At 45.6% G+C, this 24,177-nt stretch carries 13 protein-coding genes; 3 read left to right on the top strand and 10 right to left on the bottom strand.

Going from position 1 to position 24,177, the window contains the following annotated elements:
• Nucleotides 1–235 precede the first annotated feature (235 nt).
• Nucleotides 236–1,267, top strand: coding sequence for a ribonucleotide-diphosphate reductase subunit beta (locus MKZ16_RS02360; protein WP_036682584.1), 1,032 nt, complete (start codon nt 236–238; stop codon nt 1,265–1,267).
• Nucleotides 1,268–1,446: 179 nt separating this feature from the next.
• Here the strand turns inward: MKZ16_RS02360 and ssuE are convergent, their stop codons facing one another.
• Nucleotides 1,447–1,995, bottom strand: a complete 549-nt coding sequence (gene ssuE, locus MKZ16_RS02355) for an NADPH-dependent FMN reductase (protein ID WP_076103859.1) — start codon at nt 1,993–1,995, stop codon at nt 1,447–1,449.
• Nucleotides 1,996–2,396: 401 nt separating this feature from the next.
• On the opposite strand from ssuE, the gene serS reads away from it, so the two are divergent.
• Together serS and MKZ16_RS02345 are read left to right on the top strand one after the other, a co-directional pair.
• Nucleotides 2,397–3,683: a serine--tRNA ligase gene (gene serS, locus MKZ16_RS02350; protein ID WP_036682588.1), complete on the top strand. Its 1,287-nt coding sequence runs from the start codon at nt 2,397–2,399 to the stop codon at nt 3,681–3,683.
• A gap of 418 nt (nt 3,684–4,101) precedes the next feature.
• Complete coding sequence (locus MKZ16_RS02345) at nt 4,102–10,392, top strand: 5'-nucleotidase C-terminal domain-containing protein (RefSeq protein WP_076103857.1); 6,291 nt, start codon at nt 4,102–4,104, stop codon at nt 10,390–10,392.
• 105 nt (nt 10,393–10,497) lie between these two features.
• Here the strand turns inward: MKZ16_RS02345 and MKZ16_RS02340 are convergent, their stop codons facing one another.
• The 9 genes from MKZ16_RS02340 to MKZ16_RS02300 all read right to left on the bottom strand — a co-directional run bounded on the left by MKZ16_RS02340 (nt 10,498) and on the right by MKZ16_RS02300 (nt 24,087).
• Nucleotides 10,498–11,136, bottom strand: a complete 639-nt coding sequence (locus tag MKZ16_RS02340; protein ID WP_076103855.1) for a histidine phosphatase family protein — start codon at nt 11,134–11,136, stop codon at nt 10,498–10,500.
• 37 nt (nt 11,137–11,173) lie between these two features.
• Nucleotides 11,174–11,977, bottom strand: coding sequence for an AAC(3) family N-acetyltransferase (locus MKZ16_RS02335; RefSeq protein ID WP_076103853.1), 804 nt, complete (start codon nt 11,975–11,977; stop codon nt 11,174–11,176).
• A 73-nt stretch (nt 11,978–12,050) separates the two neighbouring features.
• Nucleotides 12,051–13,610 carry a response regulator gene (locus tag MKZ16_RS02330; protein ID WP_038568486.1) on the bottom strand — a complete coding sequence of 520 codons (1,560 nt, stop codon included), beginning with the start codon at nt 13,608–13,610 and terminating at the stop codon, nt 12,051–12,053.
• Nucleotides 13,607–15,391 (bottom strand): histidine kinase, encoded by a 1,785-nt coding sequence (locus MKZ16_RS02325; RefSeq protein WP_339815294.1) that lies wholly within the window; start codon nt 15,389–15,391, stop codon nt 13,607–13,609. Before MKZ16_RS02325 ends, MKZ16_RS02330 begins: the two co-directional genes overlap by 4 nt.
• A 244-nt stretch (nt 15,392–15,635) precedes the next feature.
• A complete protein-coding gene (locus MKZ16_RS02320) occupies nt 15,636–17,330 on the bottom strand; it encodes an extracellular solute-binding protein (protein ID WP_036682600.1) in 1,695 nt (564 codons plus the stop codon).
• A gap of 92 nt (nt 17,331–17,422) precedes the next feature.
• Nucleotides 17,423–18,313: a carbohydrate ABC transporter permease gene (locus MKZ16_RS02315; RefSeq protein WP_036682603.1), complete on the bottom strand. Its 891-nt coding sequence runs from the start codon at nt 18,311–18,313 to the stop codon at nt 17,423–17,425.
• A gap of 17 nt (nt 18,314–18,330) precedes the next feature.
• Nucleotides 18,331–19,284, bottom strand: a complete 954-nt coding sequence (locus tag MKZ16_RS02310) for an ABC transporter permease subunit (RefSeq protein WP_051491255.1) — start codon at nt 19,282–19,284, stop codon at nt 18,331–18,333.
• 209 nt (nt 19,285–19,493) lie between these two features.
• Nucleotides 19,494–22,721 carry a cellobiose phosphorylase gene (locus MKZ16_RS02305; RefSeq protein ID WP_076101331.1) on the bottom strand — a complete coding sequence of 1,076 codons (3,228 nt, stop codon included), beginning with the start codon at nt 22,719–22,721 and terminating at the stop codon, nt 19,494–19,496.
• A 28-nt stretch (nt 22,722–22,749) separates the two neighbouring features.
• Entirely contained in the window at nt 22,750–24,087 is a 1,338-nt protein-coding gene (locus MKZ16_RS02300) for a glycoside hydrolase family 30 protein (protein WP_076101329.1), read from the bottom strand.
• Nucleotides 24,088–24,177: the final 90 nt, after the last annotated feature.

Here is a 24,177-nt window from a genome sequence, read left to right as displayed (position 1 = left end):
GGAATGTTTGGGCTTCCGGCCGCTATTGTCATCAGATGTCTTGATCTTTACCGCTATTAGCGGATGACATCCGATGACAGCATATGCTTTCGATGCGAGCTTTCCTACGGAAAGCTTTCGGGCGGTCGCTGACGCTCCTACAGCTCCAAACTTCCTCTCCGTTACTCCATCACCGTCTTTCTATGAACAAGACACCAAAGAAAGATTACCCGCGCAAAAAATGGAGGGATAAGAAATGCAATTACAAAAGATTTTTAATACTGAAGCACCTAATCAATCCACACGCATTATCGACGGTGAATGCTCAGGTATTCTGAACTGGAACGATATTCGCATGCCTCATATGTACAAGCTGTATAAGGTGCTGCTGCTTAATCACTGGATCGCGGATGAAATTCCAATGTCCAAGGATGCGCAACAATTCCCGATGCTGGATGCCGAGGAACAACGCGTATTTAAGATTAATATCTCCCTACTCGCTGTGCTGGATTCGATGCAGACGATGTTCGTGAGCGACGTGAAGCGTTATTTCACCGATTCCTCTTTGGAAGCTATCTCCGCTATTATCGGGCAGCAAGAAGTGGTGCATAACCAATCCTATTCCTATGTTCTATCCTCTATCGTGTCGGAGAGTGAGCAGAAGGAAATTTTTGAATATTGGAAAAAAGACCCTGTCCTGCTGGAACGCAATCAGTTTATCTCTGATATTTATCAAGAGTTCCGTGATAACCCTACGAGACAGACCTTTTTCCATGCGCTGGTAGCAGATCTCATCTTGGAAGGGATTTTCTTCTACAGCACTTTCGCCTTCTTCTACAATCTGGCCCGTGACCAGAAGATGATGGCGACCAGCCAAATGATCTCTTATATTCAACGTGACGAGAATCAGCACTGCTACTTCTTCGCAGAAGTATTTAAGCAGCTGCTCGTAGACTTCCCTGAGCTGAACACCAAAGAAAACATGGATTACGTATACCGTACCATCGACCGCGCGGTAGAGCTCGAAACCAACTGGGCTTACTACACACTTACTAACGTGCGTGGCATTGATCTTAACGAGCTTAGCGACTACATCAAATATACAGCGAACAAACGTCTGACTTTGATGGGTATGGAAAAAGCTTATCAAGGTGTTGACGTTAACTGTATGCCTTGGATCAAACCTTTCTCCGATGATGCGCTTAATGCTACCAAAACTGACTTCTTCGAAGCCAAGTCCCGCAACTATGGTAAGGTTGGCGACGATAACGGATTCGACGATTTGTAAGACCGGATATATACAATCCCTATATAAAAAAGAGGCCATTCTCTACTTTCTTAGTGAGATGGCCTTTTTGCTATAGCTTATATAATGCAAAAAGCGCCCCTCTCCCCTGGTATCAGGTATGAAAGAGACGCTTATACATTTGTTATTAGCACTAAGCACAGAAGGCTTGCTACTTAGTCTTATGCCTTGCGTTCCACACGATGTGTAGTTTCTTCTGCAAGCTCATCTAATGCATCGTTCAGGCGCAGCTTCAGCTCCTCAGCAAGCTCTACCACTCCGTGATCATTACGAACCACTTGAGAATCCACGGCATAAACGCCGCCAAGAATGTAACGTGCGCCCAGTACGGACAACACAGGTTTCAATGCGTAATCAATTGTGAGCAGATGTGCAAGACTGCCGCCCATGAACAGCGGGAGTACAACTTTTCCGGCCAATCCCTTTTGTGGAACCAGATCTAAAAAGGTCTTCAGCACGCCTGTATAAGAAGCTTTATAAACCGGGCTAACCACGATTACCGCATCAGCTTCCGCTACAAGGCCATTGGCTTTGACGATAGACTCACTTTCAAACTTAGTGTGAATCAAATCCTCCGCGGGTAGTTCTGCTACGTTAATACGCTCAACCTCGAAGCCCCGATTGGTTAAGCTGGCCTCCGCATATTCTATAGCTGCATTGATACGCGATACCAGGGAAGGCGTTCCGTTAATCACAACAATTTTAGCCACTTTTCCACCTCTTCCATCCCACTTAAGCAGCTCACACTGCTTTATTTATTATCCCGACAAAATTACTTTAAATTAATACTAATCCTAACGTAGAATTGATATTTTTGTCAAACCATAACCACTTGCGCTCCTCCCGCTCTTAAGTTATACTAAGCAACAATATTAAATCCAACAATCAGGCCAATGATCGGCATCCAACCGTGAGGCGTCTGCGACCGGAGTCTACAACAACTCCCTAAGTTCACCGGGTTTCGCCCGTTACCGCGAAGACCAAAGAGGGTCGGATTGTTCCTGCAGTTAAGGAGATTCGATCAACCTGGGTGGCACCGCGAGCTGACGCTCCTCGTCCCATGGATGAGGGCGTTTTTTGCGTTTTTTTAACCAAAAAGGAGCGAAACGGTATGCTGGATATGAACTGGATCAAAGACAATCAGGAACTTGTAAGAAACATTACGGCTTGGAAAAGAGTCGACTTCCCACTGGATGAACTGCTGGAATGGGATGAGAAACGGCGCGAATTGCGCCAAGATACGGAACAGTTGAGAGCCCAGCGTAACGGCCTGACCAAAGAGGTTGAACGACTTTTACGACAGGGTGACAGCGTGGCAGGAGAAGCAGTTAAAGAACAAGTAAGAGAACTGAACAACCGCCTGAATCTCTATGAGGCAGATCTAACTGAAGCAGACCGGCGCTGTGGAGAACTCATGCTGCTCGCACCAAACCCTGTATCGCAGGATACACCGATCGGCCATGATGATAAAGATAATGTAGAGCTGCGACGGACTGGAACGTTGCCGGAATTCGGCTTTACACCGCGTGATCATGTGGAGCTAGGCGAGCTCCACGATATCATCGATATCCCCCGTGGTGTCAAAGCAGGCGGCCCACGCAGCTATGTGCTGAAGGGTGCAGGCTTGTTGTTACATCTCGCTGTACAGCGGCTGGCCATTGATGTACTGACTGCCCGCGGCTTCACGGTGATGGATGTTCCCGTGATTGTCCGTCCGGAAGCGCTGGAACGTACGGGCTTCTTCCCCGGCGGGATGGATCAGACCTATGAGCTAAACGGAGACAATCGCTGGCTGGTAGGCACATCGGAGGTGTCGCTTGTTTCGCTGTATAGCGATGAGATTGTCGAACTGGATTCGCCAATGCGGCTCGCCGGAATGTCGGCCTGCTTCCGCCGTGAGGTAGGATCGGCGGGACGGGACGTGCGTGGCCTGTACCGTGTTCATCAATTCTCAAAAATTGAACAAGTTATCGTATGTCGGAATGATGAGGGCGTATCGGAGGGCATGCTGCAGGAAATTCTTGCGAATGCAGAGCATATTCTACAGCTCTTGGAACTCCCCTATCGGATCATGGCTGTCTGCACAGGAGATATGTCCCTGAAGACACATAAGCAGTATGACATCGAGACTTGGATGCCAAGCAGAGATGCCTACGGAGAGACACACTCGGCTTCCAACCTGCTCGATTTCCAGGCTCGTCGCTCGGGCATTCGTTACCGGGATACAGACGGTAAGCTGCAATACTGCCACACCTTAAATAACACCGCAGTGGCTACACCAAGGATCCTAATTCCGCTGCTGGAGAATCATCAACTGGAGGATGGATCCATTTACATTCCGCAGGCACTGCGTAAATATATGGATGGAATTGAACGGCTTGAGCTTCCGCACCAGTAATACTGTGTTGTCCAAATAGATTTTAAATTAATAATGCCCTTCCACTTCTCGATAAGAAGCTGGAGGGGCATTATTTTTGTTCCGATACATTCAATATAATTTTAATCTCTATTGTTTTCCCTATGTAAAAATTAACAAAACTCTAGAATAAATTTGTCGTAATCCATACTGAATTCAACAATATACATAACATGCAATTAACATGTTGGTGCTCTATTAACCATAAAAATACTAGATTTATTATTAATATTGTATTTATGCACTGTTTTTATACTAAAATCACAACATTTCAATTTTTAGATTTAATTGATGCAAACTTTAATTTATATTCATGTAAGACAACCTTTCATTTTACATTTGAATGCTAAGATTTAATAGGTTGTAAATAAAAGATTCGAGGGGAGAATGACTTATCCAAATGATTATTTCTTCAAGAGTAAGAAAATGGTTCGCTACTGGACTGGCAATGTTAATGGTTGCCGGCAGTGTGTTACCAGCTGTCCAGACTGCCGAGGCAGCACCGGATAATAGCAACATTGTTATCTCGCAGGTCTATGGTGGTGGTGGAAACGGCGGAGCGGAGTTTAAAAATGATTTTATTGAATTATACAATCCTACGAATCATCCAGTAGATTTGACTGGATGGAAAGTTCGGTATACCTCAGCGGCCGGAACCTTTAGTAGTGGAACAGACTTAAATGGAACTATCCCGGCAAATGGATACTTCCTTATTGAGGAGGCCGCTGGAGCTGGAGGAACTACCGACTTGCCTGCTCCTGATGTTAGCAAGGGAATCCTTGCTATGAGTGGAACAAACGGCAAAGTCGACCTCGTTGATAAATCAGGTACAACGATTGATTTAGTTGGCTACGGAACAGCCACAAATGTCGAGGGAAGTGCGACCGCTGCTCTCTCCAATACGACAGCCGCTATCCGTAAAGCTGCGGCTAATGCACCGGCAGACAGCCGCGGTCTAGATATGGATAACAACTCTACGGATTTTGTTGTCCAAGCACCAAGTCCACGAAACAGCAGCTACGGTACATTACCTGAATTACCGGAGACTGCTAGTTCCGTATTAGCTTCACCAGCCTCTAATGCCTGGCCGGTAGGCACAGAAATATCTTTAAATTCTCCAACGGTTGGAGCATCCGTCTACGCAGCTGTTTATGGATCAGGTGGTTCAACTAATTTTCAACCTTACACAGGACCTATTACCTTAACTGAGGACACTACGATTAAAGCGTATGCTTCAGAACCAAATATGCCAGACAGCCCTGTATCGACTTTTGATTACACGATTCTGGCCAAAACAGATGTTGCAACAGCACGCCTTGCTAGTAAAGGTCAGAATATTTTAACAGAAGGTATCGTAACTCACATTAATGCAGCAAAAATGTATATTCAGGATGAATCTGGCGGGATCGTACTTTATGGATTTCCAGAGTTCGCAAACGTTGGAGATCGTGTTGAAGTAAGCGGCACAATGGATATCTACAGCAATCTGCAAGAAATCAAATTCCAAAGTGGACTTCAATACAATGTAGCTGCACAAAATGTTGGGGTGCCTGCACCAAAATTGATCACCGCAACCGACTTGTCTGCCGCGAACGGCGAAAGCCACGAAGCTCAGCTGGTAACTATGAATAATGTGACCATAGACAATGTAAATGGCAGCACGGTGACTGCTAGCCAAGGTGGACAACAATTCACAATTTTTTCAACCCTGCCTAAACTAGTTAAGGGTAAAACCTTTGACAATATCACTGGGGTTATCGAGCAATATAATACGATTTATCAATTCATTCCACTTAACGAAAATGCTTTGGTGGAAGAAACTTTTTCCGTTATGGCCAGCCCTGGCGCAGGTCGCATCATCAAAGGAAGTTCTGTGACCCTTTCCAGCCCTACTCTTGGAGCACAGATTTACTACACGACCAACGGAACTGAACCAACAACAGCAAGTAAACTTTATTCAGATCCGATTACAGTTAATCAAGATCTTACCGTCAATGCAATTGTCGTAGCAGATGGCAAGACAAGTAAGGTTTATACCTTTGCTTATAAAGCGTCTGAACTCCCTCGTATACATGATATTCAAGGAGAATCTCATGCTTCTGAGTATACAGGTCAGAACGTTTCTGATGTAGAAGGCATCGTTACCCAATACGGGTACACCTTTGCAACTGGCGCTTATAGAGGTTTCTTTATGCAAGATCCTCAACCAGACGATAATGTAAACACTTCGGAAGGTATTTTTGTATACAGCACTAATTCATCCCTTAAACCTCAAATTGGAGAGTTAGTCCAAGTTAGTGGAGCTATTTCCGAATACAACGAAGGTAACGCAAGTAATTTAACCTCTACTCAAATTACTATGACTTCAATAAAAGTGGACTCCTCTTCAAGTTATACTGTGCCGGTGCCTGTTGTACTTGGTAAAGGCGGGAGAGCAATTCCGTCTACCATAATTGACAATGACGGCATGGCTAATTTTGAGCCTAATGAAGATGCAATTGATTTCTACGAATCGTTAGAAGGTATGCTAGTCAAGCTCCCTACCCCTACGATTATCAGTCCTTATTGGACAAGTGGTAGCGGAAATTCTATGCTCTATAACATCCCTACAAGAGTAGAAAATGATACACCTGATGTCATCACACCAGCTGGTGGATTAGTTCTCAAAGAATACAACCAATACAATCCTCAGCGCCTCATCATCGCTTACGGAAATCCGGGGCAAGAAGTCATCACCGGAGATAAGTTCGCTGGAGATGTTACTGGTGTCATCGGATACAACAACGGTAACTTCAAAGTGATTCCGGAAAACGGTAAGCTTCCAGCCATCACTCCAAGTACCTTTAAGCAAGAAACAACTACTCTTGAAGTCAATGATAGTAAGTTGTTGATTGCATCGTATAACATTGAAAACTTCTACCCCGGTGTCGGAGCAACAAAAATCCAGAAACTAGCCGACTCCATCACAAACAATATGAAAAAACCTGACATTATCGGCGTTGTCGAAATGCAGGACAGCAATGGTGAAACCAATAATGGAATCACTGAAGCAAGTGCAGCCGAACTGATTAAAGCCATTGAAACCGCTGGCGGTCCTGTATATAAATACACAGACATCGCTCCGGAGAACAATATGGATGGCGGTGCCCCAGGCGGAAACATTCGCGTAGGATTCCTGTACAATCCAGCAAGAGTACAGCTTGCAGACAGTGTGAGCGGACAAAAAGGTACAGCTACACAACCCGTTGGATATAATGCAGCGGCAGATCAATTGACCTACAATCCGGGCCGAATTGATCCAACAAACTCTGCCTTTGCAAGTTCACGTAAACCCCTTGCTGCACAGTTCGTATTCGGTGGCGAAACAGTAATTGTGATCGCTAACCATTTCAATTCAAAAGGCGGCGATACCGGTCCTTTCGGAAACGTTCAGCCCCCTGTATTGTCCAGTGAAACACAGCGCCATAAAATCGCGGCGGTCGTAAACGGATTTGTCAAAGAGGTTCTGACTGCAAATCCTAAAGCCAACATCGTAGCTCTTGGTGATTTGAATGACTTCCAATTCACTAAAACTGCAACCCTCTTAAAAGGTACAGAACTAGACAATTTGATCGATACATTGCCTTTAAATGAGCAGTATACGTACACCTATGACGGAAACTCTCAAGTGCTAGATCATATTCTTGTCAGTAAAAATCTAACGGCTTCTTCTAAAGTAGATGTCGTTCATCTAAATGCCGACTTCTCACCATCGAATGGCCGGGTATCCGATCATGATGCGGTTTTGGCACAGATTGATTTTAATACTGCTGAAGACTTCCCACTAACCATTCTGCACACCAATGATACACATGCAGGATTAGATACTGTCAGCTCGCCAAACAACATCTTGCGCCGTGTAACAGCAATCCAAGATGCCAAGGCGACTACAGAGAATCCTATTCTTGTAGACGCAGGTGATGTGTTCTCCGGAACGCTTTACTTCAATAAGTATCTGGGTCAAGCAGATCTGGCCTTTATGAATCTGGTCAAATATGATGCTATGACTTTCGGTAATCATGAGTTTGATAAAGATTCAGATGTACTGTCCAAATTCATCGGCAACGCTAAGTTCCCATTCGTCTCCTCCAACGTGAACTTCTCAGCGGATGATATTCTTAGCAAAATGTTCACCAATGAAATCGGCCGGTCAGGTAATGCTGGAACCATCTACCCTGCGCTGATCAAAGAAGTAGACGGCCAACAGGTCGGCATCATGGGTCTGACGACAGAAGACACGGCGAACATTGCTTCACCAGGTAAAGTGACCTTTGAGAATGCCTTCGCTAAAGCGGAAGCAACGGTCGCTATGCTTGAAAAAGAGAATGTTAACAAGATCATTGTTCTCTCACACCTTGGCTACGAAGAAGATCTCAAGTTAGCCAAAGCTGTTAACGGCATTGATATTATCGTTGGGGGGCACAGCCACACGCAACTGAATCAAGCCGTTGTTGATAACAGCGATCCTAACGCACCGAAGCTTATTGTACAGACCGGTGAAAAAGGTCTTTTCCTTGGACAACTTGAAGTTAAATTTAACCAAGATGGCGTACTGACCGATTGGAAAGATCAATTAATCTCCATCGATGCTAAAAACGGCACTAACTACGTTATCGCCGAGGACCCAGAAGCCAAAAAGATCCTGGATACGGAGTATAAGCCGGGTATTCAAGAACTAACCAATGAGGTAGTAGGAAATTCAGAGGTTGTTCTAAACGGCGTTCGCGATAATGTGCGCACAAAGGAAACTAATCTTGGTAACCTGATTGCCGACGGCATGCTTTATGCAGCTCAAAAAGCGGGCACTAATGCCGTAATCGCCCTGCAAAACGGCGGCGGTATTCGCGAATCCATCAACGAAGGACCGATCACACAAGGCGAAGTACTCGGCGTACTTCCATTCAACAACGATCTGGTTACGATCACTTTGACTGGACAAGAAATTAAGGATGCCATGGAGAACGGGGTTTCCAAAACGCCGGCAGCAGACGGACGTTTCCCACACGTTGCAGGGTTGAAATTCTATTACGACTCTACGAAACCTGTGAACGAACGTGTACTGCGTATTGAAGTGAAAAACGGGGATAAATACGTCCCTCTGGATCTGAACGCATCCTACGAAGTAGCTACGAATGCTTTCACAGCTAAGGGTGGAGATTTCTATACTTCACTTGAAAAGGCCTATAAAGAAGGTCGCGTGAATCTGCTGTACCTACCGGACTTTGATGTATTTACGAAGTATCTGCAGAAGGTTGGAACGGTCACTGCGAACACTTCCGCCGTTGAGGGCCGGATTGTTGATCTAAAAGGTGCACCACTGCCGGAGACAAATCCAACTCCGACACCAGACCCAACACCAGTACCAACACCAGATCCAACTTCAGTGCCTACATCAGTACCAACATCGGCTCCAACAGTACCAACCGCTACAGCTACACCATCACCAACTGTTGCTCCAACTGCGGCATCAATTGCTTCAGCACAAGTAACAACAATTAATGCTGCTGATCTAACCAAACAACTTGCTGAACTGCCAGCGGGTAGCCAAGAGCTGGTTATTCCGGTTAAAGCTACTACAGGCGGCGCTCAAGTAGTGCTTCCAGGCAGTGTGCTTGTAAAACAAGCAGCAGCACAGCCTAACACAGTTCTCACCTTTACTACTGATGGCGCTTCTTATTCCTTGCCACTCCGTGTTGTAAACAGCGCAGCACTTGCCGCTCAATTAGGCACCAGCGACTTTACAATTACGGTATCTATTCTACTAGCGAATTCGGGAACACTAAGCAGCACAAACCAAGCTATCGCATCACAGCTAGGTAATGCTACTTTAGCTGCTCCAGTAATCGAATTCAGCGTTTCAGCGCAAGCCGGAAGTAAGAGTGTGCCGCTGAACAATTTCGGCAGTACTTATGTTAATCGGACGATCAATGTACCTACTTCCTTAAATTCAAATAACGCAACGGCAGTGGTCTTCGATCCTGCTTCAGGTAAGATCTCCTTCGTGCCTGCTATCTTTGTTCCTAAAACAGATGGAACAACGGACGTTACGATTAAACGGAACAGCAACAGCTACTACACCGTTGTTAAGTCTTCCAAAACGTTCGCAGATATTAACGGACACTGGGCTAAATCATCCATTGATCTATTAGCTACCAAACTAATTGTCAGCGGAACAAGCAACGATACGTTCTCTCCTTCACAGTCGATCACACGTGCTGAGTTCGCCGCATTAATTACGCGTTCTCTGGGACTTGCGACAGGTAATGGTGAGACCACATTTAAAGATGTAAACTCAAGTGCTTGGTATGCTGATGCTATACGCACCGCAGCAGAAGCCGGTTTGATTTCCGGTTATACCGATGGCAGCTTTAAGCCGGGTAGCCCAATCACTCGTCAGGAAATGGCCTCGGTATTAGCGAAAGCCATCAAGTACACAGGTAAAACCTTAAATGCCGATCCTGCGGCACTGGCTAAATTCAGTGACGCAGCAAGCATTCCTGCTTGGTCTCAAGCAGCAGTAGCAGAAATCGCTGCTGAGGGAATTATCCAAGGAGCAACAGACGGTTCCTTTGCTCCACAGAAGCTGGCAACTCGTGCCGAAGCGGTTACGATGCTGGAGAAGACATTGAAATCTCTCCAGTTTATCAACTAGCAAAAGCTGATCTCCAGCTCTGAAGACAAAAAGGCGGTTTCCCGAGTGCGTAATGCACCCGAGGAACCGCCTTTTTTAATAAACCAACCTGATCTGTAGGAAGTGTTATGATTCCATCCCAGCTTCACTCTCTTCGTAATGGCTCGTATCCCCATGCAGCAGGATTTCCGGCACACCATCCGTAAAATCAACCCTGCATAAGCAGGTCGGATAAATGTAAGGCAGATCCCAGAGCTTAGGCAGCGCTCTGCCCTCAAAATAGGCCATTAACAGCTTAATCACTACTGTATGTGTGACAATAAGAATGGTCTCACCTTGATGGTTAACGAGAATTTCCTGAAGCTTACCCAGCGCCCGTGCCTGCACCTCTGCGAAGGTCTCACTGCCCTCCACTTTAAACTGCTCAGGGTCTTGCCAGAAATTGCGATGCTGCTCCGAATACTCGCTCTCCAGCTCAGTAGAATCACGGCCTTCCCACACACCCATGCCAATCTCTTTGAACGCCTCAGAGGTCTTAAGCGGAGTACTCCGCTCTCCACGAATAATCTCAGCTGTGCGCAGCGCCCTTGGGCTGGGGCTTGCATAGATGACATCCAGCTGTTCAGTGCGCATTCCCCGGCTCAGCCATTCTGCCTGTTGCACACCAAGAGCCGTCAGTTCAGAATCCATATGTCCCTGCATCCGATGCTGCACGTTCCATTCCGTTTGACCATGCCGGGTTAAAAATATCGTTGTTGTACTCATGCCAGCTTCTCCTTCCGTTTCCCCTATCCAATGAGTTTTACTTCCTGTTCTGTTCCATCCAGTTCACTGCATAATCTACGATTTCCCGTTGCGGAATCAATTGAGCGGTTGCGGAAGCAACCTGTCCATATGTAATAAGTCCCGTCTCTTGTCCAAACTGATCTGCCAGCTGAACGAAATCGTCAGAATCCCAATCCAGTTCCTTAAATTCAACCCACTGTCTAACTCCATCCACCATGATGGGCGCCCCGCCAAGGGTTTCCTTCTTGCCAGCATAAGATGCGCGGCATTCGGCAAGATGCAGGGAAGTATTATTAAGATTGCCTACACCCAGCAACAGTACATGTCCGCCCAGATCGTAAATACGAGCCAGCGGAGAATCTTCCCCCAGGCCCATTTCAAGCGCATGACCATACATAATTTCATCTCTATGCTTGCCCCAAGCGGCAAACGAATGTATCGGATGGTCACTGCGTTTTACTCCTTTTTGTTTACGGAAGCAGTCCGGAATAACCCCCATTCCTCTAAGCTGGGTCAGATCTGGATCATAAGCCGGCATCTGCTCGCGGATACTCTGCCACCACGCCTCCGGCACCGGTGGGTTGCTCCAGCCTGCGGGATCAGTCAGGTCACTGGAATGTGTGGGCATTACTAGCGTGCCAGATTCTCCGAGGACCTCCTCCAATGCCAAAATAACAGCGACCGGGCCCCCGGCTACCCATTGGCCTAACGATTTAAAAGAAGAATGCAATAAAATCGTCATGCCCGCCTTAACGCCCAGTCGACGAAAATCCGCTGCTAATGTCTGAACCGTAATCAAATTGCCTTGTATTTCTTCCACCCTTCATTCCTCCAATGAATCTTCTCAAATCCATTATATAGGAGGGCCGCTTCTAAATGCATCTTCAAAAGCCTCAACACTCTTCGGATACTATTTTCGCTCTATAATCACCTGGGGAAATCCCCTCCAGCTCTTTAAAAACACGGGCAAATTGTTTACTGTTCTCGAAGCCTACCTCTTCTGAGACTGTTGCGAGCTTACCGCAGCCTTTTGCCAATAGCTCTTTAGCATGACGGATGCGGACCTTTTTTAAATAGATAACAAAATTCTCACCGGTATATGCCTTAAAGGCTTCGCTAAAATAAGAATAATTCAAGGATACATGATTGCTGACCATAGCCATATTCAGTGGACGGGCGTAGTTGGCTTCAATATAGCTCAGTGCCTCTTCCATATCCGCATGCTCGGTATGCGCGGACCTTACGCCTACAATGTATTCATTCACACTCAAGAGTAAGTTCTCCAGCGCACGATAATATTCGTGGAAATGACGATAGTTGTACATATTGCCTACCGTACGATACAGCTTCAATACCTCTACCGAGGCTTCGCCATGCACCCGAAACACTTCATCCAACACCAGCTCGTTTACATTCTGTCCCACGGACTCCAGATAAGCTAGGTCCAGTTCCTTCAAATGCTCAGTTTGAAAAATCACAGATAGAAGATGCTTCATCTCCTTCTCGCGTTCTGTTCCCAGCATATTGAGCAGCTTGCGAAGCTCCTCCTTAGGTAACGGAAAGTTAGACCGTCCCTGGCCAACATCCCCATAATCCAATAAACTCACTTGCGGATATAAAAAAGTATATTGCAGTGCCCGGCATGCTTCCTTATAACAGGAACGGAGGTCCTCAAGACTTCCTCCTTCGCTGCTAATCCCAATCGATAATCCCTTTATTTCCTTAGCTTCAGCTTGTCTGGACAGCTCCATAAAATCCTGTTTTCTACTCCCGATCAAGACTAATTTGCCATCCCAATCCGTTGTGATTTCCGAGAAAAACTTTTCAAGCGGTCCGATCAATCGTTCCGCCAGTCCCTGAACATCCCCCGACTTCATTCTTGTTCCGTCATTGTAATAGTAATTCAACACACCAACTGTAAAAGGTGCTTGCAGATCACTTAGCCACTCTTGCTGCTCACGCTCCAGCGGAACCTCCTGCTGCATTAGCAGTCCCCGTAAACGACTGGACCGCAGTTCCCTGCGGAAGTGTTCCGTTTCCTGTTCCAGCTGCCTTGCGCTGAGATCCTGTTCTTCCTGTTCCTTATCGATATTCTTCAAAATTTCGAACAACTCATCTCGGCGAATCGGCTTCAGCAAGTAATCCTTTACGCGATAACGAATCGCGCTTTTGGCATATTCGAAATCATCATACCCGCTTAAGATCAGCACTGCCGGGCTTTTCTCACCACTTGTTACCTTAGATATCTGCTCCAACAGCGTAATTCCATCCATCACTGGCATACGTATATCTGTAATAATAATATCTGCACCTTCGGTCTTAAATATCTCGAAACCCTCTGCGCCATTACTCGCCATTGTGATGGTATACACGGACGGAAATTCTCTTTCTATCATAGTCTTGAGACCGTAACGGATATTCTTTTCATCATCAATGATCAGTAGCTTCTTCATAGTTGTTTTTCTCCTGTCAAAAGAACTTTCGGCAAGGTCAGACGTACCATCGTCCAACTCCCTGCTTCACTCTGTACTACAAGCCCATATTCATCACCATAAAAGATTTGCAGTCGCTGATGTACATTTCTCAGTCCAATACCACCTGTTCGGCGGTCAACATCTCTCTGTTCTGAGGCACTCTCACAGCGCTCATCTTTCGCATAAACCGCCTCGTTCAAAGCAACCAAACGCTCTGGAGTTAAGCCGATGCCATTATCACGAAGCTCTATGCAAATATCACCTTCCGTTTCCGAAATATGAATATGAATGTTCGGGTCCTGTAAATTCTCTTTCCCGTCGCACCAAGCATGCTTAACACTGTTCTCTACAATAGGCTGCAGTGACATTTTCAGCACCTCCAGCTCCAAATATCGAGGTTCAGTATGAAGCACTAACTTAACCGGATATTCAAAACGAATATTCATCACTTCAATGTAATTTTCAATGTGGCGGACTTCATCCCGCAGCTTCACATACTCTCCGGACCATTTAAAATTATAGCGCATCATCCCACCCAGCGAGGTCAGTGCGTCCGAGATCGTTCGCTGGTTCTCAATTTCAGCCAGCATTTTTATATTTTCCAGCGTATTATACAAAAAATGTGCGTCAATCTGGTTATGCAGCGTACGCAGCTCAGCCTCTTTAGACAACGCCTGCTTGCTCACTGCCTGAGCCACCAACGTATTGATGGTATTCATCAGCTTGGAGAAATGATGGGCAAGCTCCCCGACTTCCCCTCCACCACGAATCATTATTCCAGTGTACGCTTCACCTCTGCGCACTTTTTTCATTGTTTCGGTCAATCTACGTAGATTTTTTAGAATAAAGGCATTTGTCACATAAGCGATCAGCGTTAGTAAAGTAATAAAACCAACATTGGCTCCAATAATTAAGTTGCGCGTGCGGGAGATATCCTTCATCACTCCCTCCATTGACACTACATTTAACAAATAAGCATCAATTCGTTCTAGCGGAGTGTTAATTAACAAAAACGATTTACCATTCTCCGAGTAATTACTGTCCCATTCGCCAGTTTCCCGGAACTGCTTATACCGTTCTGCAATCATATCAGCCATCTCTAGATTATCCTGCAAAAAAGAATTGTCCGGCCTGGTGAAAAGCTGCAGCTCACTATCCACAAGGAACATCTGGGTCTGATTATCCCGTACATCTGTATACGTCTTGGGTGTAAACCGACTCAGCAGCATATCCACCTGCACCATGCCGATATGATTGTCTGCTGGCCGACTCTTCTCACGCAGCAAAGAAACCTTTGGCAGACTCTCCGTCGGTGCTCCCAAGTATCTCTGCATCAAATCCGGATCACTTTTCTGAAAAGACCAGTATTCCTGCCCCTTCGATTGAAGCGCTTTCTGAAACCATGGGGTGGAAGAAACTCGCTCTTCGCGAAAGATAATCGGCCAAATTTCATGCACCTTATTGCTTCTCGAATACAGCCGTAAATGCTCAATATTCGGATTATTAAATTGAATACGAGTCATATTCACATAGGCATTTGTATTAAAATCAACCAAATCTACTAGCTGCGGCTCGGTTTCATTCGCTAAGAATTTTTCTACTTCGGCATCAGAATAAGCCATTTGTGCCGCCCGTTCCATCGCCTCAATCTGATTATGAATGTGCAGCTTCTCCATTTGCGACAAATAATCATTTTTCTCGACGGCATCGCGGAGATAGGTATTATTAATGGCTTTATAGGAATAGACAGAAACCAGCATACACGGGCCTAAAACAATAAAAACATAAGCTGCAATTAAACGGCTCTGAAGAGATCTCCGCCCCCACCAATAACTAAAAGAATGCCATAATGCTCTGATTCGATCTCGCCTATTCACTTTATACACTTCTGTCCTGTCCACCTCGCTAAAATAGTGAATATTCAAATACTTAATAACTATTCCTTATTATAATTCGAAAATAACCCAAAAGCCCGCAGTTAGCGGGCATTTTGGGTCATGCTTTTTATTTTATGGACAGCTTCACTTTATTCTCTTCATATTTCTTTTGTTGGTAGGCATCAAATACATCTTCGCCTTCCTTCTTTCTCTTCTCTAAATACTCATTCCAAATCTTATCGAATTCCGCATCGGAAGAAGCCATGAGCAATTTCGGCATAGTTTTACCGCGCAACTGTTTCAGCTTCGAAGCGATGATGCCTTCAGGAGAGTTTCCTGTTGGTTCGATTTGTTGGAACTCAGAGGAGCCTATGGATTTACCTCTAGTCCAATCTTCCAATTGCTTAAATGGTTCTACCGATTTAGGAGCCCATTGGTCCGTAATGTTCGTATTTTGCAGCATCCAGAATGTAAAGGAAGATCCGATTTGCTTATCAAACGTCGAACGGTCTTTATTCATCAAATCAAACACTTCTGGTTTAAATTGATCTTTTCCATCAATCGTATCGTAGCTGACACCTTTTTCGCCTAAGAACAAGTCTTTGTTGCCTTCTTCACTGTTCAAGTAGCTGAGGAAGCGGATAGCACGTGCTTTATCCTTAACATCTTTGGAGATCAGTGTTACCGTCCAACCGGAGATACCAGGGCCATCAAGGGTTGGTTTATCCAAATTCGTATTGGAAGGTCCGTCAACAGCGATATACGTTTTGGTTGGATCCTGTTGGTAAATCGTTCCTAGCTGTGCTGCAAAGTCTGTACGTTGATACAGCATTGCGAAATAACGGCCTTGGGCAATTTTTTCTTCCATTTGTGGGCGTTTGTCGATAAAGATATCTTTAGCCAGCAGACCGTCTTGATTCGCTTGACGAAGTGCCTTCATCCAGCGGATATATTCAGGATCGGTTTCACGAGCATATACCTTGCCATCTTTTTCTCTTGGGATTGCCAAGAAGTTCTGCAGGTAACCTTCCAAAGAATCGTTACCGTTCTCGGTAAATTCATGCAAACCAAGTGGAATAAGCGGCTGTCCATTTACGTCAGGGAATTTCTCTTTCGCTAATTTAAGCGCATTCAAGAAACCTTCTGGTGTGCGCATATCTGGACTTCCAATAGCTTCATACATATCCTTGCGGACAGCGAATACTTGGTTGGATACGTAATTTTCTCCATATTTCTCATAGTCGGCAGGAGAGGAAGAAGAGTTAGGATAGCCATACACATTGCCGTCTTCTTGTGTATACCAGCCCAGCTTATCAGCATCGGATACTTTAAAGAAGTACGGATCATATTCATCAGCAAGTTTGTTCAATGGAAGAACAAGTTCACCTTCGACCATTTTCTTAATCGCATCTTCCCAGAAACCCAAAGTGATGAAATCAGGCAATTTACCGGATGCAATCAGCGTATTAAGCTTCTCATTCTCGTTACCAGCCGGAACGATAAAATTAATATCAACTCCGGTCTTCTTAGTTACATATTGGGAGGTTGGGTCCACGCCCCATTTATTAGGGAACCATGAGAAGTTCAGGTACCAGTCAAATGTAATGGGTGAAGTATCAATCTTCCATCCCGGTTCATCTGCTGATAATGCAGCAGCAGTCGGTTCAGCACTTGCCTCCGTATTAGTAGCTTTAGCGCTGTTAGCATTACCTTCGGCATTCTTGCCAGCATTATTTCCGCTGGAGCAGCCTGCGGCTGACAATGACATCATTATTGCGAGAAGCAGAACTCCCATTGCTTTTGGCTTACGTTTCATGCCCATGCTTGTTTACCCCTTTTCTATGAATGTTAATTATAAGCTCAACCCCAGTGCCTACAGCTGTAGGCAACCGGAGGAGTTATCACTGCTAGACATCAGCCCTTAATGGAGCCGATCATCATCCCTTTAACGAAATAACGCTGCAGGAACGGATACACGAATACTATCGGCAATGTGGTCACTACCATCGTCGCCAGCTTAATGGACTGTGACGTTACGCTTCTCGTAACGCTGCTGCCTTGTACAGCGACCATCATTTGACTAGAGCTCGATTGTGCGACGACCCGGAACAAATACGTCTGAATCGGCTGCAGATCAGTATTATTGATATAGATCATACCCGTGAAGTAATCATTCCACTGATACACGCCATGGAACAGCGCAATGGTAGCAATTACAGGCATGGATACTGGAAGTACGATTCTTAAAAAGATGGACCAATCATTAGCACCGTCAATCCGTGCCGCTTCTTCCAGCCCATCGGGAATCTCCCGGAAAAAGGTCATGAAGATAATAAGATCAAAGAAGCTAAACATAACCGGAATAATATAGACTAGGAAATTCTCCAATAGGTGAAGGTCCTTCATCAGCAGGAAGGTAGGAATGAGTCCCCCGCCAAAAAAGAGAGTCACTGTACCCATAAGCATGTAGAACTTACCGCCAATGAGATTTTTTCTGGAGAATGCATAAGCTACCATCGCTGTGAAAAATACATGCAGTACAGTACCCAAAAGTGTTTTGGCGACAGTAACCCACATCGCCTGCATGATGCCGGGGCTGGCAAACACGGCCTCGAAATTCTCAAAGCTGAACATCCGCGGCCACCAGTAGATTCCTCCCCGCATGGCGTCATTACCGTTATTGAAGGCGTTAACCAATACGTACCAGATCGGGTAAAGCGTTATGAAGCAGATACATAACATGATGAGGTTATTGATGATATCGAACAGGGCCTCGCCCTTCGTTTTACGCTTAAGTGCAAACATATATGGTCCTCCTTATCCTAGAACAACGATGTATCGTTGATTTTTTTAGATACTTGGTTGGCAATCAGCAGCAAGATTAGAGCGATAACCGATTTTAACAATCCAACTGCAGTTGAGTAAGAGAAGCGGCCTGAGAGAATCCCTGTATAGTACACATAGTAATCAATTACATTACTTGCACTATCATTCAGTGAGTTGCGCAGGACCAGAATCTGATCAAAGTTGGAGTTCAGCACTCCGCTGACCGCGAGAATGAAGAGAATGCTGATTGTCGATTTAATCGCCGGCAAGGTAACATACCACATCTTCTGAAATCTGCCCGCGCCGTCGATTGTCGCCGCCTCGTACATTTCAGGAGATACACCGGAAATTGCTGCTAAATAGATAATCGCTGACCATCCAAGTTCTTTCCAGATATCAGAGGAGATAATAATTGTCCAGAAGTAACCCGGCTCAGCCAAGTATGTAATTGGCTGATCAATAAGATGAAGCGCTAGCAAAATGTTATTGATAATTCCTACATCAGCAAGCCATGTAGCCAAAATCCCTCCGAGTACCACCCATGAGAGAAAGTGGGGCAAATACGAAATCGTCTGTATGGTCTTCTTGAATTTCATTGAACGAACTTCGTTCAGAAATAGAGCGAAGATTATCGGCAAGGGAAATCCGATAATTAGCTTAAACAAGCTAATGCCGAGTGTATTTTTAATTACATTCGAGAGATTGTCATCATCCATGAACTCTTTGAAATGTGTAAGTCCCACCCATGGGGCTTCTGCAATCGTTTTAACGATGTTGTAATCTTTAAAAGCAATGATAATTCCATACATGGGAATGTAGTTAAAGATTATCATCCACGCAATGCCGAGTAGAGCCATTGTCTGCAAATGACGCTGGGCAATGAACCTCTTCCAAAGCGGACTGCGATTTACTTTACCGGTTTCGAAATTGCCAGGAATTAACGGCTTCATCGCTGAGCTTACTTCCATGCTTTTTTTGTTCTCCATCCTTTGGACCTCCAGGCTCTATATCTGTATTTAATCTAAAGCGCTTACAATGTTTATGTATCCATTGTATTTGCTTTTGCCTGTCTCCGTAAGGCTTTGAATTTCGGATTATAGGTTCCATTTTTCGGATTCATTGAAAATTTAAGGGCGAGCCGCAGCTCGCCCCTCTATTTTTATGCTAATACTGCTTGAATTTGCGCGATTTCTCCACGCCGCAGAGCCTCTGCCTCTTCACCGCGCACGAACGCTCCAGATATTTTAGTCATAGTTCCATTACGGTATACAAGCATCAAAGATTGAATACTAACCTTCTTCTCGCCAAAGGTATTTTCACGTTTTGGGTTAGAATAGATTACCTCCGTATTCCCAAGGAAAGTGAAGGACAGATTGCCCTCTTCATCAAATAGCCATCCTGGCAATACCGGATCAAGAGACAGCGTAAGCGCTCCATCCTCCATTCTGAAAACATGGCTTCCAGCCATCATTGTTCTCCACATGCTTAAGAATTCCGCGGTCGATCCACTAAGTCTCGCTACGAACCCTCTACCGTGGTTATTTGGATCAGGATTGCCTCCAGTTGCGATAAAAGATGAATTCTCCAGTGTACTGCGTCCATAAACAGCAGGATCAAGGAATGGCACCAGCGACGTCTTCAGCTCACCGTAGAATTCCTCGTACAGCCCGCCCTTCAGCAGCTCAAGCAGATACTTATAGGACATGTGCAGGAAGTTAGACTCCCGTTCTAGCCAGCCTGGTGTAAAGGCTCTCATTCGTCCGATTTCATGCGATTCACCTTCTAGACTAACAGAGGTCTGATACATAGATGTTGCCCGATCATACAGCTCTGTTTGCTTAATCAGATTATAGATTTCTTTTGCCTGCACCGGGTTCTTCATCGTCTTCAACCAGCGGGTAGGTCCTTCCAGGAAATAAGGCAAGGCATAAGCCTTAAACTCCTCAACCACAGCTTTTGGCAGTCCGTATCCGCTAATTACTGGCTGACCCTCAGCATCTGTTACCTGATGGAATTTCTCCGCTTCAAAACGGAAATAGGTGGGGGTAAGTCCATTGCCCATTTCTACCGCCTTGTTGATCCCCTCATCAATTTTAACTAGGAACTTGGAAAGGGCTTCGCGGATGTGCTCCAGCGTTACTGCGGACTCAACACCAGTAATGCCAAACCGGATACTTGCTCTATAAGCTTCACGGGCTGAAGCTACTGTATCCCAATAGTTGAATTGTTCCACTTCTCCTGCTAGGACAGCAGTTACCGCGTGATATACCACTTCAAGCAGCTCCGCGATTTCTTCTGGCAGCTTTACAGCTCCCTGTACATTCTCAGCACCGTTCAGCACATCCAGCAAAAAGACTACAGTACGCTTCAGCTCAAAAGTCTCACTCATTCCGGAGCCAAACAATCCTGGCAGACCGTTCATGGCATCGTTCCAGCCCGGCTTGTTGCCTTCCATCTCCACACCCATGCCGTAAGGGTCAAGCGTAGCAAATTTATTCAAAGCAAGAGACAACATCTTCACGAACAGATTGGTGTGGTAAATAGCACCTTGCCCACCTTCGGCACGCAGCCAATGGGTATCTCCTGCTTTCCATTTCAGCTTATGCAGCTTCTCCTCATCCTCCAGGAGGGCGCCATATTGCCGGGCTTTTCCGTCACTAATTACATACTTCTCACTACGTGGCAGCACATATGCTGGGCTGTCATAGAACGCATAAGTGTTATCCCCAAATAAAAGCTCCTGCTTCTTGTCAGGGAAGATGTCCAAATAACCTACTACGAGATCCAAATTATATGTCCAGTGATCAGACCAGAAGCCTTCGCCAAAAGCAGCCTCAATGTTTTGCTGTGACAGGGCTAGCAGACCCGACAGAAACTCCTGCTCACTAACCTTCAACGTAACGTTATGATCCGCAATGTAATTGATCAGGCTGCCTGGGGTGAACCGACTGTTGCATAGCTTAACAAGCTCAGCTTGATGATCCGCAGCCGCTTCTCCGATCCATTCCGCAGCCTTCGCTCTGCTGTCTGACTTCACTTCAAAGGTTGTTCCTTGAACACTAAGTGGGTTGTAGCCATCTGCTTGAATTAAGCTATAGAACATTTTGATGTTGAAGCTGCCCACCTTCGGATTAAAAAACACATCATTCCGGCGGTTCTGATTCATATCGCGGAAGTTTCCGTTCCCCTGTGAATAGTATTCTGGGGCAAGCGAGAAGAAGTTATAGTCGCGCTCCAAATCGCCATGTTTACGGGAATATAAATGAACCACAAAGCCATCTCCGCCATTGTCAAAAATAAAAGGATAGCCTCCACGCAGGAAGTTATCGAGATAGGACTGACGGCAATAAGCATCAAACACAGCCGATGAAGTGTGCGTGGCAATGTCTTCTGTTAATTCCTCTGTCAGACCTGCGGCTTCTTGGGATTTGGACAGAATATATTCATCTCGGCATAAATGCTCTGCCTTTTTATTGATTTTATCGATGTCATTTACATGCCCAACCAAAGTATTCAGGGTCAAGCTGCTGCCGGGTGCCAAACGTCTAGCCACACCACTGAAGCCGCAAGGAACCTTATTGACTGGATATTGTGGAAGCTCACTCAGCTCCGAAAGCGTTAATCCCGCAAAGCGGTCTGGGTAAGTAAGAGAGGTATTGCCGCCGAAAATAAGCTCGAAATCAACGATTGGCGCGACTTTTTCTCCTTCTCCAGTAAACGACAGATAGAAATGCCCATTTGTGATTTCGCTAACCTGCGCGCTATCGTTGGTGCTGGAACGCAGCTTATAGAACGGAATACCGTTCTCCAGATTGTATACGTCCATCCAGCTGCGCAGCAGGTTACCAATCTCCTTGTAGCCGCTGTTTTCTACTCCGTAAGGCAAGATCTCAGGCAGACCATCCATCAGCTCCAGTTCAATCTCTTTGCCCCCGATATTCTCAATCTCCACCCGACGTACCAACGCGGCATAATCGTCATTAGGCAGATTGAAATAGTGTACGGTCGTCTTCAGCCCATGCCCGGCATGGCTTTCTTCAAGGGTCAGTCCGTTAGGCAAAATGGTCATGATCCGCTTGGCGGCAGGATCTGGACGTGCCGATTGAAATGGCTCATAAATCTCTTGCTCGCCTTTTATTTTAATAAAGGTTCGGAAGCCGGTGGTTCCTACGTCTTTATAAGAGATATTTGCTGGAGAAAATTCCATGATTGGCGAGTTCTTGTCGCGTACTCCAAAGCTGCAAATCGCTTGCCCCCGGTTCACATAAAAAGTCCACATTGGAATTCCCTTAAGACCTGCAAGACCTGGCAGGAAACTAGAGAAAGGCTTTCCTGTATCAAACTGCTCCATTACAAAATTACCTGATTCGAAATAATAATTACTCACGTTAATGTCCTCCTAAACTGTTACTTATTTATGAAATCAGATGCGTTACGATAGAATGAGGGGATAGCTCGCAGTTGGCAATCTCTTCGCCAAGCCCCAAGGTTACCGTGCGAGCTTCTTCGCTCTCATTCATCAATATGACAGCAAGGCTGCCGTCCGGATTACGGAATGCTGTGGATAGGATTCCTTCCGCTTCAGAAGTAAAGCCAATCCGTACCGCACCTGGCGCGATAAATTTACTGAAATGCCCGATATAATAATAAGAGCTGTTATAGTGCAATTCGTCTGTTGTTGTATCTGCAATAATTGGAGCATCACAGAGATTCCCTACATGATTGGGCCCGCCGGTCTCATCCAGTACCAGGTTCCAGTCCAGATACCCTTCTGTCCATGCATTGAGATCCCCAATCATATTTCTGCCGTAACGTTCACCTGTAAACCATTCGCCAAGCTTGACGCCGCCCTCTTGACAGCCCTCAGTGAACAATAGATGTTTGTCAGGAAATAGATCATGTACCTTCTCTACCTTGTCGAACTCCTCACCACCATACCAGTGGATGCCTGTACCCCACACATATTGTGCAGCTTCAGGATCAGACAACACGACCGAAGCACGTTCGACCATAATATCGCGGTTATGATCCCAGATAACAATGTTCACATCGGAATGGCCTGCCTGCTGCATCACTGGACCGAGATGATTTTTAACAAAATCGCGTTCCTCTTCCGCACTATAAATGCAAGAATCCCAGACTTGAACAGCAGCCGGCTCATTCTGCACGGAAACCGCCCAAATAGGTACGCCTTCCTTCCCATAAGCTTCAATAAATTTGGTATAGTAGCGTGCCCAAACTTCAGCGTATTCTGGCTTGAGCGATCCTCCATTATTCATTTCACCATTTGTTTTCATCCATGCCGGAGGGCTCCAAGGAGAGGCCAACATCGTGAACGGTCCACCTTTTACCTGCATTGCATCCTTAATCAGCGGAAGCACCCACTTATGATCATGGGAGATATCAAAGGTAGCCAGCTCCGTATCATGATCAGCGACATAAGTATAATTTCCAAGCGCAAAATCACAGCTATGAATATGAACACGACCCATGTTATAACCTAATCCCTCTACCGGATGAAAGTAGCGATGAATAACCTCTGCCCGTTTCTCAGGACTGAGCCGTGACAACGTATATGCCGCAGCTTCTGTGAAAGCGCCGCCAAATCCTATCATCTTTTGGAACTCCTGCTCTGGCTTAAGCTCTACATCGGCAGATCCAGAATCTACTCTTGTGCTAAAAACAATTGCCTCTTTCGGAGTTAAGCGTTCCCCTGTATCTTTTGCAGTTACTACAGTTTGAACTTTTGCCATTTCATCCATCTCCTCTAATTGTTTTGTTACTAACAACAAGCACTGTCTTTACTGGATCACCATCCGATGTTAGGGTTCGGAGCGATGGGC

Source organism: Paenibacillus sp. FSL R5-0928, assembly GCF_037970385.1.
GTDB lineage: Bacteria > Bacillota > Bacilli > Paenibacillales > Paenibacillaceae > Paenibacillus_AQ > Paenibacillus_AQ odorifer.
The sequence above is the reverse complement of the archived record's forward strand: the minus strand, read 5'-3'. Positions and strand labels throughout refer to the sequence as shown.